This is a genomic window from Urinicoccus timonensis, from assembly GCF_900232945.1.
Lineage (GTDB): Bacteria > Bacillota > Clostridia > Tissierellales > Peptoniphilaceae > Urinicoccus > Urinicoccus timonensis.
Genome location: NZ_OCTU01000003.1, coordinates 104520 through 118865, shown reverse-complemented (window position 1 = coordinate 118865; position 14346 = coordinate 104520). Strand labels below are relative to the sequence as shown.

At 44.9% G+C, this 14346-nt stretch carries 15 protein-coding genes; all 15 read right to left on the bottom strand.

Features of this window, described 5'->3' with window-relative positions; translation table 11 throughout:
* Positions 1 to 75: 75 nt before the first annotated feature.
* Positions 76 to 1068 carry a PLP-dependent cysteine synthase family protein gene (locus tag CS898_RS05940; protein WP_099208462.1) on the bottom strand — a complete coding sequence of 331 codons (993 nt, stop codon included), beginning with the start codon at positions 1066 to 1068 and terminating at the stop codon, positions 76 to 78.
* A 424-nt stretch (positions 1069 to 1492) separates the two neighbouring features.
* Positions 1493 to 1951 carry an IS200/IS605 family transposase gene (tnpA, locus tag CS898_RS05925; RefSeq protein ID WP_099208461.1) on the bottom strand — a complete coding sequence of 153 codons (459 nt, stop codon included), beginning with the start codon at positions 1949 to 1951 and terminating at the stop codon, positions 1493 to 1495.
* A gap of 277 nt (positions 1952 to 2228) precedes the next feature.
* Positions 2229 to 3158 (bottom strand): IS3 family transposase, encoded by a 930-nt coding sequence (locus CS898_RS05920; protein ID WP_234976017.1) that lies wholly within the window; start codon positions 3156 to 3158, stop codon positions 2229 to 2231.
* Positions 3071 to 3655 (bottom strand): helix-turn-helix domain-containing protein, encoded by a 585-nt coding sequence (locus CS898_RS10035; RefSeq protein ID WP_009430289.1) that lies wholly within the window; start codon positions 3653 to 3655, stop codon positions 3071 to 3073. The genes CS898_RS05920 and CS898_RS10035 overlap by 88 nt, the downstream gene beginning before the upstream one ends.
* A gap of 102 nt (positions 3656 to 3757) precedes the next feature.
* Positions 3758 to 5218 carry an IMP dehydrogenase gene (gene guaB, locus CS898_RS05915; protein ID WP_099208460.1) on the bottom strand — a complete coding sequence of 487 codons (1461 nt, stop codon included), beginning with the start codon at positions 5216 to 5218 and terminating at the stop codon, positions 3758 to 3760.
* A gap of 8 nt (positions 5219 to 5226) precedes the next feature.
* Positions 5227 to 6456 (bottom strand): CdaR family protein, encoded by a 1230-nt coding sequence (locus tag CS898_RS05910; protein ID WP_099208459.1) that lies wholly within the window; start codon positions 6454 to 6456, stop codon positions 5227 to 5229.
* Positions 6440 to 7276: a diadenylate cyclase CdaA gene (gene cdaA / locus CS898_RS05905; protein ID WP_099208458.1), complete on the bottom strand. Its 837-nt coding sequence runs from the start codon at positions 7274 to 7276 to the stop codon at positions 6440 to 6442. Before cdaA ends, CS898_RS05910 begins: the two co-directional genes overlap by 17 nt.
* A complete protein-coding gene (locus tag CS898_RS05900) occupies positions 7269 to 7808 on the bottom strand; it encodes a DUF5317 domain-containing protein (RefSeq protein WP_099208457.1) in 540 nt (179 codons plus the stop codon). The genes cdaA and CS898_RS05900 overlap by 8 nt, the downstream gene beginning before the upstream one ends.
* Before the next feature lie 67 nt (positions 7809 to 7875).
* Positions 7876 to 10023, bottom strand: a complete 2148-nt coding sequence (locus tag CS898_RS05895) for a bifunctional 4-hydroxy-3-methylbut-2-enyl diphosphate reductase/30S ribosomal protein S1 (protein WP_306345825.1) — start codon at positions 10021 to 10023, stop codon at positions 7876 to 7878.
* Between the two features lie 21 nt (positions 10024 to 10044).
* Positions 10045 to 10620 (bottom strand): lysophospholipid acyltransferase family protein, encoded by a 576-nt coding sequence (locus CS898_RS05890; protein WP_099208455.1) that lies wholly within the window; start codon positions 10618 to 10620, stop codon positions 10045 to 10047.
* Positions 10607 to 11251 (bottom strand): (d)CMP kinase, encoded by a 645-nt coding sequence (gene cmk / locus CS898_RS05885; RefSeq protein ID WP_200807615.1) that lies wholly within the window; start codon positions 11249 to 11251, stop codon positions 10607 to 10609. Before cmk ends, CS898_RS05890 begins: the two co-directional genes overlap by 14 nt.
* 92 nt (positions 11252 to 11343) lie before the next feature.
* A complete protein-coding gene (locus CS898_RS05880) occupies positions 11344 to 12552 on the bottom strand; it encodes a BaiN/RdsA family NAD(P)/FAD-dependent oxidoreductase (protein ID WP_099208454.1) in 1209 nt (402 codons plus the stop codon).
* Positions 12549 to 13106, bottom strand: a complete 558-nt coding sequence (mnmM, locus tag CS898_RS05875) for a tRNA 5-(aminomethyl)-2-thiouridylate-methyltransferase MnmM (protein ID WP_099208453.1) — start codon at positions 13104 to 13106, stop codon at positions 12549 to 12551. The genes CS898_RS05880 and mnmM overlap by 4 nt, the downstream gene beginning before the upstream one ends.
* Positions 13099 to 13806, bottom strand: a complete 708-nt coding sequence (locus tag CS898_RS05870; protein WP_234976035.1) for a pseudouridine synthase — start codon at positions 13804 to 13806, stop codon at positions 13099 to 13101. The genes mnmM and CS898_RS05870 overlap by 8 nt, the downstream gene beginning before the upstream one ends.
* Positions 13806 to 14345 (bottom strand): SMC-Scp complex subunit ScpB, encoded by a 540-nt coding sequence (scpB, locus tag CS898_RS05865; RefSeq protein WP_099208451.1) that lies wholly within the window; start codon positions 14343 to 14345, stop codon positions 13806 to 13808. Before scpB ends, CS898_RS05870 begins: the two co-directional genes overlap by 1 nt.
* Position 14346: the final 1 nt, after the last annotated feature.

The window sequence follows — 14346 nt, the reverse complement described above, 5'->3', positions numbered from 1 at the left end:
ATTACTATATAGTATCTATACCCTACTTTTCCACTTTTATCTATTCTCTTCCTAGAATTCCTGGAAGGGCCCAAGTTAAATGGCCTGGATATCCAAAATTTCTATATCTTTTGAAAGAAAGTCCTCTTGCTGGGGAATTTCCTTCATCAAATCCGTGGAAAGATATTTTTTATTGTCATCAGAAAAGACTGTGGCTACGACCTTGTCCTGGCCCAGGATTTCTGAAGCCAAAATAGCCCCTAAAAAGTTGGCTCCAGATGAAATTCCAACTCCCAAGCCCTTTCTAGCCAGCTTTTGAGCCATGATAATGGCATCATCAGAATAGACAGAGACGATGTCATCCAGGTCTTTTTCCTTTACCAGGTCCGGGATAAATTCATCACTAATTCCGGCAATCTTATGGGACCCCACCTTGTAGCCGGTGGGGAGAGTAGGCGATTCCTTGGGTTCCAAGGGAAAGCCCTTGGCCTCCTTGTTGACTTCCTTGATGGCCTTGGCCACCCCTGTAATGACACCACCGGTGCCAACTCCGGCCACAAAACCATCACATACCAGGCCATTTCTTTCAAGGTCTGCCACTAGCTCCCTACCCAAGGACTCATATTGACCTTGGGTATTGAGGTCATTGGAAAATTGATGGGGTAAAAAGACATGGTCGTGGTCTTTTTGATAGTTATCAGCCAGGTCAATGGAGCCTAAAAAGCCCCCTTCTTCCTTGGAAACATCAATAATCTTTGCCCCAAAGGAAGAAACCAACTTCTTTCTTTCTTGACTCATCCAGTCTGGCATAAAGATAATCACAGGATTCCCCGTATAGGCCCCCAGGGCACAAAAAGCAATCCCTGTATTACCAGAAGTTGCCTCAACAATTGTGTCCCCTTCCTTGATCAGGCCTTGTTCATAGGATTTTTTCAAGATATACCAGGCCATCCGATCCTTTACAGACCCTGAAAGATTGTAGTATTCCACCTTGGCATAGAGGGCCCCCTTCCGTCCTTGATAAGAGTAGTCAATCTTTACTAGGGGGGTTTTGCCTATTAATCTATCTATTTTTTCTAAATTTTTCATTCCAATCCATCTCCTTTAGTCCTATTATACAATATCTTGGACCAATTGAAAGACTAAAGAAGCCCCTCTAAAGTCTTTTGTCAAATCGAAGCCAAGTCTTGTGGAAATTCCCCAAAATGAAAAATCCTATCTTCAACTTTTCCAATCATAACCACCCGTAAAACGGGTGGTTTGATCACGGGCTATAAGCCCAAGTATTACCAACCAGCGTCTCAAGGCGCTGGTTTTCACTTTGTTCAAACCTTATTGTTTTTGCCTCTTTAGCCTGCCNGTTATGTAAAAATCATAACCACCCGTAAAACGGGTGGTTTGATCACGGGCTATAAGCCCAAGGATTACCAACCAGCGTCTCAAGGCGCTGGTTTTCACTTTGTTCAAACCTTATTGTTTTTGCCTCTTTAGCCTGCCCTTAAAGGGCTTTACTTCATCTTCTCTTGAATGGATCTTCGTATTCTTTTACACTTAATTTATCCATTGCTATGTCGTGTTGCTCTTGATCTCTTATATACTTTGCTATTGTTTGTTCATTCAATCCTACCGTACTTACATAATATCCCTCTGCCCAAAAATGTCTGTTTCCAAATTTGTATTTTAGGTTTGCATGCTTGTCAAACATCATTAGTGCACTTTTTCCTTTCAAGTATCCCATGAAACTTGACACTGATATTTTTGGGGGAATACTAACTAGCATATGCACATGGTCTGGCATTAAATGTCCTTCTATTATTTCGACTCCTTTATATTTGCATAATGTTCTAAATATTTCTCCCAAACTGTCTCGGTATTGATTAAAAACAATTTTTCGTCTATACTTTGGTGTAAAGACAATATGATATCTACACATCCATCTTGTGTGTGATAATGAATTTGCCTTTTGAACCATTTAAATCACCTCTTCATTCTTTTAGGTCTGAACAACTCTATTATAATACTGAGGTGATTTTTTGGTATAACCTTTATTGCCTACCCGCATAGCGGGTAGTTTTTTGTTTCGCACGCGTTGCGTGCTCAACTGACTAAAGTCATCAATAAAGAAAAGTCGGACGAGAGTCCGACTTTTTTGTGTTTAAACCCTCAGCATAATAGAGTGACCCCATAAAGTTGGACCTAATCGAGTAAGCATTTCGCTTACTCGATTTTGTTTTTACATAACATTCGTTCTATGCGGATTGCATGCGTTCACGGTATTGCTTTGGACTTAGACCTCCTAACTTTTCTTTGATTCGATCTTCGTTGTAGTAACGGATATATTGCTCAATTGCCTGCACCAGTTCTTCACGACTACGGTAATTGTGGCCATAGTAGATTTCTCTTTTCAATAGGCTAAAGAAGTTTTCCATAGGTGCATTGTCATAGCAGTTGCCTTTTCTTGACATACTTTGGAAAATATGATGTTTTTCTAACATGGCTTGGTATGCGGTCATTTGATAACCCCAACCACGATCGGAGTGAAAGGTCCGTCGATAAGGACAGGCCTTTGTTCGCTCAATGGCTACTTCTAAACCTTGCAGCATGGTGACTCCATTGGGCTGATCGGATAGGACGTAACTGATGATTTCCAGGTTGTACATGTCCATGTAGGGGTCGAGATAGAGTTTCTTTGTTTGAAGTTTCCCGGTCTTATCTTCTTCATAGTATTTAAATTCTGTGGTGTCTGTGGTAATTTTTTGCAAGGGGATGCTGGTATTGAACCGGCGGTTGATTCGGTTTTTCTTGATTTTCCCCACGACGCCTTTGTAGGAATTGTACTTCTTGTATTTCTTACCATAGGAGTGGACTTGAAGACCCATGTCTTGGACCAATCGTTGCACTTTCTTTTTGTTCACCACCTGGCCCCGGTTCTTTAATTCCAGATGAATGCGGCGATAACCATAGTCTTTGTGTTGGCTCCGAATGACAAGGATTTCGTCTTTTAAGGATTGATCCTTGTCTTCTTCGGACCATTTTTTCTGCCAATACATAAAGGTGGACTTTGGGAAATGGATGGCGGCAAGAATCTCTATTAGTTGGAATTGTTCTCGGAGTTTGGAGACAATCTTCGCCTTTTGTTCATTGCTTCTTCTTTCTCCAAACTCCTGAGCTGTTCCCAGAACATCTTTTGAATGGTAAGTTTCCGATTTTCTGCCTCTAATTCTTTGATACGATTTTCCAATGCTTCGCGTGTGGAGGCGTCGATGGATTCGCTTTTCTTTACAGTTTTTGGTGGTTGGTTGTGGTCATTTTTCTTTGTCACAGGTCTCCCTCGCTTATGCGGGAGCAGCCCCTCGATGCCCTTCTCTCGGTACTGTCTTCGCCAATTGACAATCATGGACGGATTCGTCAAACCGAGTTCGAGGGCAAGTTGTCGGTAGCTGCATTCGCTCGTTTCATAGCGTGTAATAGCTTCTAACTTAAACTCTACACTATACGCACGATTATTTCTAGAGCGCATTAAGCCTTCATCGCCATAATTTTTGTAATTGCTAATCCATAGCCTGAGAACGGACTTCTCGATTTGGTATTTCATTACTAAGGCTTGATAACTTGTTTTACCACACAAGTACTCCTCGACGATTTTCTTCTTCAGTTCGTAACTGTATTTTGCCATTAAAAGACCCCCAAAGGTTGGATTTCTTGGTCCAACTTTTGGGGGTCAGTGCACTAACCGGGGGTTTTCTAATAAAAAAGGCCGGGGGCTTCCCGGCACTTTTTAACGGTCTGATTTTGAAATATAGTTTGGAGATTCTCTGGTAATGGTGATGTTGTGGGGATGGTTTTCTTGAAGGGTGGCTGGGGTGATCTTCATATAGCTGGATTTTTCCTTCAATTCTTGGATATTGGCTGCTCCAATATAGCCCATACCGGACCGGAGGCCTCCTACCAATTGGTAGACTACATCTCCTACCTTGCCCTTGTAGGGGACCCGGCCTTCTACGCCTTCGGGGACGTATTTTTTGGTTTCGTTTTGGAAGTAGCGGTCGGAGGATCCGGAGTCCATGGCTCCCAAGGACCCCATGCCCCGGTAGGACTTGTAGTGGCGGCCTTCCACATAGATTTCTTCTCCTGGGGATTCTTCGGTTCCGGCAAACATGGATCCCAACATAACCACGTCGCCTCCTGCTGCGATGGCCTTGGTAATGTCCCCGGAGTATTTAACACCACCATCAGCAATAATGGGGATGTTCTTTTCTTTTCCGGCTTGGGCACAGGCCATGACGGCTGAAATTTGTGGAACTCCAATCCCTGTAACTACCCGAGTGGTACAGATGGACCCAGGTCCAATCCCAACTTTTACGCAGTCGGCGCCCGCTTCGATAAGGTCGATGGTTCCTTGGTAGGTGGCGACATTTCCTGCAATGAGTTGGATGTCGGGATAGGTTTTTTTGATTTCTTTGATGGTCTTTAAGACGCCTGCGCTTTGACCATGGGCGGTGTCTATAACAAAGACGTCTACAGCTGCGCTTCTTAGGGCTTCAACCCTTTCCATGACGTCGCTGGTAACACCAATGGCAGCTCCTGCTAAGAGGCGGCCGCTGGAGTCTCTAGCTGAGTTTGGATATTGGACGCTTTTCTTGATGTCTTTGATGGTAATAAGGCCTGTCAGATGGTTTTGGTCATCTACTAGGGGAAGTTTTTCAATCTTGTATTTTTTCATGACTTCCAAGGCTTGGTCCATGGTGATGCCTTGTTTGCCTGTAATGAGGTTTTCCTTGGTCATGACATCGTCGATGGGGATTTTCAGGTCGGTTTCGAAGCGGATATCCCGGTTGGTGATGATTCCTTCCAGGCGGCCTTCGGTATCGATGATGGGAACGCCACTAATCCGGTAGTGTTGCATAAGTCTTGTGGCGTCTTCAATGAGGTGGCCTTTTTTCAAGGAGAAGGGGTCTGTGATGACGCCGTGTTCGGACCGTTTAACCCGGTCGACTTCTTCTCTTTGTTGTTCGATGGACATGTTTTTGTGGATGATGCCGATGCCACCTTCTCTAGCCATGGCTATGGCCATTTGAGATTCTGTGACGGTGTCCATGCCTGCACTCATTAAGGGGATGTTCAGCTGAATTTTTTCGGTTAGATTTGTTCTTAGGTCTGTTTCGTTGGGTAGTACACTTGATTTTCCTGGTAGTAAGAGAATGTCATCAAATGTTAGTCCGTCTCCAATATACTTCATACTTCCTCCTATTCTTTGTTTAGCGTAATGTTGACTTTACTGGGTTCTATGCTTGATATATGAACACCTTCTAGGGGTGTCACTTTTATGGTTACTTGGTGGTCTCCCAGGCCCAGGTCCTTGCAGTCTACATAAAATTTAAGGGTGTCTTTGTTGACGCCTTTCAGTTTTTCTTGGTCGCCACTTAGGCGGACTTGGATTTCATGTAGGGGGGACAGGATTTGTCCTTGGAGGCCCTCTTCCACATTGACAAAGCGGATTCCAGGATCTGAAATGGTCACGGTCCGGGCTTCTATTTGGGTGGTTCTTAGGCCAATTTGGTAGATTTGTTTATCATTGACCAGGTTGACTCCTTCAGGCTTTTCCAATTCGATGCTGGTGAGGATGCCTTCTTGCAATTTATCCCAGGATATGGGCTTGGTTTTAATTTCTTCGATCTCATTTAGAAGAGCTGTATTTCCTTTTATTGTAGCGGTTTTTGGTTGAATGTCAATAAGGTCTTTGGACATTTCGTCTGGTGGGGCCTTGGAAAAATTCAAGGTCACAGGAACGGTCTTGGTCTTATAGATAGGAACTTCCACTTCCAAATTGGAGGGTTCCAGGCTGAGGCCTTGGATTTTTTCCAGGTCTGCGTCCAAGGGAACAAGCTTACAGTTTAAGACGGTGGTTTCGGTCCGGTCCTTAATGTTGACATAGGCCACTACGGAATGGACGGAGTCGGTTAGGGACTTGGGACCTGAAATTGTCACTTTTTCCTGGGACTTGTTCATGTCTCCCATAATATAGCCCTCAGGAAGGGTTCCTATGGTTTTGATTTCTATATCTTCCCGGATACTGGTTTTTTCTTCAATGCTTAGGACCACGCTCAAGGGGTCCTTGCCTACTACCTTGACATTGTCATTGTAGTTGGTGACGTGGATGGGGATGCTTTGTTCTCCTTTTTTCACGCCTTCCAAGTTAATATAGGCCTGGATGTTGGAGGAGTTGACCCGGTCCATGTAGGACCGGTTACCCTGGAGTTCCAGGTTGACGTAGATGTCTTCTGTATTCATGAGGGTTAGGCCCCGTCGCCGGAGGTCTTGGAGACCCTCAATCCGGACAGGGACATTTTTAAAGGAGCGTTTGGTTAGGGGGTCCACCACGTTCATGACGTAAAACCACAAGAGGATGGCTATAACCAGGGATAAAATTTTCGGCATGAGGTCGGATTGTTTCAGTTTTTTAATCTTTTCCTTCATGGTCTGTGCCTCCTATCTTATCCATTAGGTTTTCAAAGCGCTGAACCTTGGGCTCATAGACCTGGTCTAGGATATCTTCCAGGGTGGTTAAGTCGATATGTCTGGAAATCTTTCCGTTTTCAGCGGTGGAAATGGCCCCGGTTTCTTCACTGACAATGATGGACAAGCTGTCTGACCGTTCGCTCATGCCTATGGCTGCCCTGTGACGGGTGCCCAGGTCCTTGGCCAGGTTTCGGTTGTCTGTCAAGGGTAAAAAGCAGGCTGCAGCTACAATCCGGTCCCCCCGGATAATGACGGCTCCGTCATGGAGGGGGGTGTTGGGAATAAAGATATTAATCAAAAGACCGGAAGAGATAAAGGCATCCAGAGAGGTGCCTGTATCGGCGATTTCACTTAGGCCGGTTTGTCTTTCAATGACAATGAGGGCCCCAATCTTTTGCCGAGACAGAGAGCCTACAGCTGAAGCAATCTCTGCAGCCATGGCATTGGTTCGCTTGGTTCCCAGGCCCATCCCCTTGCGGATGGAGGAACTCCGTCCGATGAATTCTAGCCCCCGTCTTAACTCAGGTTGGAAGACAATAAGAATGGCTACCATACCCAGGGTAATAAGGTGGCTTAGGATCCAGTTAATGGTGTAGAGTTCCAAGCTCTCGCTGATTTGAGTCAGGACTAGGATGAAGATAATCCCCTTGCTCAATTGCTCTGCCCGGGTCCCTCTTAGGATCTTGATTAAATTGTAGACAAGAACCGCAACAATCAGGATATCCACCAGGTCGCGGATCCGGATGCTGCTGAGTCGAGATGCGATAAATTCAGTCATTTGACATCTCCTTTACTATTGGTTGAATGATAAGTAGGTAGGCCAAGCCTAGGCTCATAAGAATATCTCCCGGGCTAATGACCCGGGCCAAGGGGTAGGCCTTGGGTAGGGGGATCCAGTCCCCTAAATATTCTTGGAGGCCCCTGCCCATAAGGCAGTGGCTGGTGGATTGGTTTTGGATTAAAAGTTTTAAGACGGACTCTTGGCCTGCTTGGACCAAGGCGGAAGGGTCTACCGGCATCCGGCCATAGAGGGCAAGCATGAGTCCATTTAAAAAGAGACCTATACTAAAAAGTATAAATCCAAGTCTAGGTTTTTGCCTAAGTAAAAGTAGGCTAAGGCCTATGATTAAAAAGCCCTGAAGTTGGTATAGGACTTGTGGTCCTTGAGGGTTTAGGCGGATTAGAAAACGAAGCACAAGTAAGAGGGCCAAAATCCCCAAGATGGTCTTTAGGTAGTCTAGGTTGAGACTTGCTTTTTTCCAAAAGAAGGCTTGGACCAAAAGCCCTATTACAATGACTTCAATCAGCATATTTCCTCCATTATGATAGGAAAAAATGCGCTCTCATAATGAAAGCGCATTACCCTAGTCATTCAACTTATTCTTCTTCAGATTCAGTGACTTCTTCAGTTACTTCAACTGTTTCTTCAACTACTTCTGGGCTTGCAGTTTCTTCAGCTGGAGCTTCTTCTGTATTTTCTTCAACTAAAGACTCTGGAGCTTCAGGGAAGTCTTCTTTTTGCCCTTGAAGAATTTCACCGATGGATAGAGTAAAGTCGTTATTTTCTTCTTGTTTTTGAACGGGTTTTTCAAATTTACGTTCTCTTTTTTTCGGTTTATCCTTAGGTTTTTCTTCTTGTTTTGGTTCAGTTAAGGCCTTGATGGACAAGCTAATTTTCTTGTCTTCTTCATTGATGTCTGTAACCTTAACTTCAATTTCATCTCCGATGGCCAACTTGTCAGCTGGTTTTTCAACGTGTTCTCTAGAAATTTGAGAAACATGAAGAAGTCCATCTACGCCAGATTCAAGACGAACAAAGGCACCAAAGTCAAGTAGGTTGACAACTTTACCCTTAACAACATCTCCAACTTTTACTTCTTCTGTGAAGACATCCCATGGTTTTTCAGTTGTTTGTTTTAAGCCCAAGGCAATACGGTTGCGTTCACGGTCCATTTTTAGAACTTGAACTTCAACTTCTTGGCCTGGTTCAACGACTTCAGATGGGTGTTTTACCCGGTTCCAGGAAAGTTCGGAAATATGGATAAGTCCATCGACTCCTCCGATATCAACGAAAGCACCAAAGTTGGTTAGACGTTGAACGGTTCCCTTAATGACATCCCCTTCGTGGATTTCATTGTAAATCTTGTCGCGAACTTCTTCTAATTCTTCTGTTTCAACATTTTTGCGAGATAGAACAAATTTACGTTTATTTTTATCAAAGTCAATGATTTCGCAAACCATGTCTGTTCCTACGTATTTTTGTAGGTCTCTTTGGAAACGAGTAGATACGTGAGATGCAGGAATGAATCCGTTTAATCCTTCTACATCACAAGTTAAGCCACCCTTAACAACAGATTTGATGCTGGCGTTGACACGTTCTTTATTGTTATATTTTTCTTCCATGTCGTCCCAAATCTTCATGTTTGCTACACGTTTTGCGGAAAGAACAACATTGCCATCTCCATCGTCCATTTTCATTACATAAACTTGGATTTCGTCTCCAGGTTTATATAAGTCCTTTGGCAATGCTTCTGGATCGCTTGATAGTTCTTCACGAGAAATTATCCCATCAGCCCGATAGCCAATGTTGACCATGACTTCATTCTCAGTGACAAATAAAACTTCGCCATCCACGATTTCTCCCCTGCGAACACGAGTAAAGGAGTTATCAATTGCCTCCATCATCTCATTGTTCATTTCTTCATTGTTTAAATTTTCCATACAGTTAACTGCCTCCTTGATTACACAATCCGGTGTGGAAGCACCGGCGGTAATACCTATTTTTTTTATTTTTTTCAAGCCATCGAGGTCTAAGTCTCCAATGGATTGAATAAAAATCACTTTGTTGCAATGCTTTTCTGCGACTTGTACAAGTTTTTTCGTGTTAGAACTATTTTTCCCACCTAGGACAAGCATACAATCTACTTTTTTCGCCAATTCTTCTGTTTCTTCTTGACGAATAGATGTAGCATTACAAATAGTATTATATACTAAAATATGTCCCGTGAAAACACCTAAAATCTCATTTACTAAAGAATTAAAAAAATCTTTTTGGTTTGTTGTCTGAGAAAGAACCATATAATTCTTATTTTTTGGAATTTTTTCCAGGTCCTTGGGACAAGAAACCACATAGCCCTCCTGGGCTCTAGATAGGATGCCTTCAACCTCTGGGTGGTTTTTCATCCCCAGAATTAGGACTCCATAGGCCTTTTGGTTGGCCTCTTGGACATAGTCATAAATCTTTTTTACATAAGGACATACTGTTTCAATGACCTTATTATTTTTTTGAAAGTTTTTCAACCTTTGAAGGTCCAAGCCATGACTCCGGGTAATAATGGTGGCTCCTTGGATTTGGTCTGACTCCAAATCTTGGACCCCCAGGTCTTTTAGGTCCTGGTTGACCCGGTCGTTGTGGACCAATTGACCATCCAGGTAGACATTTTCTTCCTCCCGGGCTGTTTTTTCAGCCAGGGCTACGGCCCTTTGGACCCCAAAGCAAAAGCCTGCGTGTTTGGCTAAATAAATCTTAATACCATCACCTATTCTTTACACTCTATAGATTTCATCCATAATGGCCCAGGCAACCTCTTGGTAGAGGTCTTGGCCCTTGTCCTTGGCTTGGACCAAGTCTTGGGCATCTATGGCTGGATGGATGATGATTTTCATCTTGGAAAAAATTTTATAGTTTCCCAGGATGGTTACAGGAGATACCTGGCCCTGGGTCTTAAGGGCCAAGAGGCCGATGCCAGGTTTTACCAAGTTCTTATCTCTTTCCTTTACCCGGGTCCCTTCCGGGAAAATGCCTACATTGTCGCCTTTTTTGGCTAGGCGAATAGCCCTTTTCAAGGCGGTTAGGTCATTTTTGTCTCTTTGAACCGGAAAGGCTCCCAGGTGGTTGAGCAATTTGGCTAGAAATTTACTTTCAAAGAGCTCATGTTTGGCCATCCACTTAATGGGATGGGGGTAAAAGGTTGAAATAAAGATGGGGTCCCAGGCGCTGATGTGGTTGCTACAAACCAGGGCTCCGGATTCCGGAGCATTTTCTCGGCCTTGGACTTCAATCCGGTAGAAGATGTTTAGGATAATTTTGGCTAAGATGACAAAAAACTTATAGAGTCCCATTTTTGACCTCCACTATGGCTGCCATTTTCTCCACGGTTTCTTCCAGGGTCAAGTCACTGTTGTCAATGACAATGGCATCCTCTGCTTGTTTTAGAGGGGCCAGACTCCTAGTCCGGTCTCGGTCATCTCTTTCTTTCAAATCTTTTTCCACCTGGTCCAAGGGGATCTGGATGCCCTTTTCCAGGTTTTGTTGGTAGCGGCGCCTAGCCCGGATTTGGTCTGAAGCGGTTAGAAAGAATTTTACCTTGGCATCTTTTAAAACCACTGTGCCAATATCTCTTCCTTCCATAACCACGTCTTGGTCACTGGCCAATTTTCTTTGGTAGTCCAGTAGGTAGGCCCGAATGGCCGGTTCCTTAGAGAGCTCGGAAGCTCTTTTGGAGACCTGGCTGGTCCGTAACTCATCGCTTAATAGTTTATCCTTGTAGTAGATCCCCTCTGGGGATATTTTTAATTGCATTTTTTCCAGGGCCTGGTGGTAGTCCTTGGGGTCGCCCATGTCGATAAAGGCATAGGCCAGGGCCCGGTACATGGCTCCTGTATCCACATAGGCTATGTTTAATTTCTTGGCCAGGGCCTTGGCAATAGTACTTTTGCCGGCTCCACTGGGCCCGTCAATGGCTATGGACATCTTAATTCCTCCCATGGTAAAAAATCACTAACCTGGGTTAGCGATTTTATCTCTTCAGCTTATTCAACTGTTCTTCTATTATACTCAACTTGTTAGGATTTTTCAAATCCTTTCCCTACACTTTCCCCGGCAAGGTGGCCTGTGGAAAAGGCAATTTGTAAATTATATCCCCCAGTTAGGGCATCTAGGTCCAAGACTTCGCCACAAAAATAGAGACCAGGAACTTTTTTTGATTCCATGCTGGAGGGGTCTATTTCTTTTACATCCACTCCCCCACTGGTAATGATGGCATGGTCTAGCTTGTCCAATCCACCATAATGGAGGGGAAAATTTTTCATCCCTTCTACCAGGCGTCGTCTCTCTGCCTTGGTGGTTTCGTTGACCTTTTGATGGGGGTCTAGGTCCAGGACACTTAAAAAGACATCCACCAGCCTATGGGGTAGGCGGCCTGCCAGGATGGTTTGGATTTCCTTGTTTTGTCCTTCTTGGAAGTCTCTTAGGATGGCTTGGTCCAATTTTTCCAGGGTCAGGCCGGGCTTTAGGTCCAAGACCAGGTCCACTTTTTCCCAACGGTTAATGTAGGAGCTCATGGTAAGGGCTATGGGACCAGACAGGCCTTGGCCGGTAAAAAGGGCTTCTCCAAAAAGGGAAAGCTTGCCGTCTCCTTGGGCCTTGAGGCTGACATTTCTCAGGCTGAGGCCTTCTAAGTCCTTGACAAAGGAATCTTTCAGAAGGATGCCCACCAGACCTCCCCTAAGGGGAACCAGGCTGTGGCCAAATTTTTGAGCAAAGCCATAGCCATCTCCTGTAGACCCTGTAACTGGATAGGACTTGCCTCCTGTAGCCAGGATGACCCGGTCAAAGGCTTGGGTCCCCTCCTTGGTCTTTAAGAGGAAGTGGCCTTTTTTCTCCAGGTCCAGGACCGGGGTGTTTTTATAGACTTGGACCCCGGCCTCCCGGAGCATTTTTTCCAGGGCTGAAATGACATCCGAAGACTTGTCCGATTTTGGAAAGACCCGGTCTCCCCTTTCCACCTTAAAGGTCAGAGGGATCAGATCTTGGAGGTCCTGGTTGGTAAATTGATAGAAGGCAGAATATAAAAATTCAGGGTTGCGAACAAGAGCTGGAAAAAATTCAGAAATGTCCTTGTTGTTGGTGATGTTGCACCGGCCCTTGCCCGTTATGTAAAGTTTCTTTCCCAATTTTTCATTTTTTTCAAAGAGGCTGACTTGACCGTGGCGACTGGCTATAATTCCAGCCATCATACCGGCAGGTCCTCCTCCAATTATGGCAATTTTCATTTCTTCATCCTTTTTTCAATTCCAAAAAAGACCGGGGGTTGGTTTTTTTGATTATAAAATTCAATCCTTTGGACCCGGTAGTCTCTTTGGTCCAAAACTCTAACCAGGTCTTCCACTGCTGCTACTTCCTCTCCTGCTCCTGGGTGGGACCGGTAGACTAAGAGGGTAAAAAGTCCTCCAACTTTTAAGGCCTCCAGGGCCTTTTCAATGGCCATGACAGTAGTGGCGGCCTTGGTAATGATGGTCTTGTCTCCCCCGGGAAGATAGCCCAGGTTCATCATGGCCAGGTCCACTTCTTGATCCAGGTAGCTATCCAGGTTTTGGTGGCCATCTAAGACGACTTGGAGCCTGTCTTGGTTTTTCAAGTTTTCCTTGACCCAGTCCAGGGCTTCTTCTTGGATGTCAAAGGCCAAGACCCGACTCCCAGGATAGGTCTCCAGGATAAAATTGCTGTCCTTCCCCCTACCCAGGGTCAGGTCCAGGGCTAAATCGACTTCCTTTTTATGTCTTTGAATAAAATTTCGCATAAGGACAATGGCATTTTCTTCAAGCATGGTCTTCCTTTAACTCCTTTACTTCTTCCGGGGTGAGTTTCCTGTATTGGCCTATTTCCAATCCCTTGAGGTCTAGGCTGGCTAGGGATAGGCGGTGGAGTTTTTTGACACTAAAACCCAGGGCTTGGCACATTTTTTTCACCTGGTGGTTTTTTCCCTCATGGATGGTGAGGTCAAATTGACTTTGACTCTTGCCGGGAAGGACTCTGGCAAACTTAGCCGGGGCATAGGATTCTCCATGGAAGCGGATGCCCTTTTTTAGGGGAGCCAGGTCTTTTTCGTCCAGTCTCCCCTGGACAGTGACCCGGTAGCATTTTTCCACCTCATGGGAGGGATGGGTCATGGTATAGGTAAAGTCCCCATCATTGGTTAGGATCAAAAGGCCTGTTGTATTAAAATCCAAGCGACCAACAGGGTAGACCCTCATTCCTTTAGGAACCAGGTCCAGGACGGTCTTACGCCCCTTTTCATCCGAGCTGGTAGTGACATAACCGGCGGGTTTATTCAAGAGATAGTAGACCTTTTCTTCTTGTAACTTTACCGGCTTGCCGTCAAAGGACACCTGGTCCCCAGGTTCCACCTTGGTCCCTAGGCTGGTAATGGTTTGACCATTGACAGCCACCCTGCCCTGTAGAATGTAATCTTCACTTTTTCTTCGAGAGGCCAAGCCAGCATGGGCCAGGTATTTTTGTAGTCGCATCATTCTTCCTCATCTTCCAAGTTAAGCTCTGCCTTAAAAAGGTCAATATCCGGCAGATCTTTGATGCTTTTCAGGCCAAATTTCTTTAAAAAAAGGTCTGTCGTCCCATAAAGGCTGGGCTTGCCAGGCCGGTCCAGGGTCCCTCTTTGCTCTACATAGCCAATCTTCATTAAGGTCCTGATGATGCTGTCACATTGAACTCCCCGGATGTCCTCCACCTCAACCTTGGTAACTGGTTGCTTGTAGGCAATAATAGCCAGGCTTTCCAGACCTGCATTGGAGAGGTTTTTCTTTTTCTTGTCCTCGAAGAATTTTTCAATTTCTTCAAAGCAGTCCTCTTTGGTGGACAATTGAAGGGTGTTTTTCACCTGGATTAACTTGAGACCTGAATCTTCTTGGGCATATTTTTTTTCCAATGCTTCTGCCGCTTCATAGAGGCGGGGCAGGGGGATATCCAAGACCCGACTGATTTCTGTCAGGGCCAGGGGCTCTGCCCAGGCAAATAGGATGCCCTCTAAAACTGCTGTAAGTTTTTCCAAG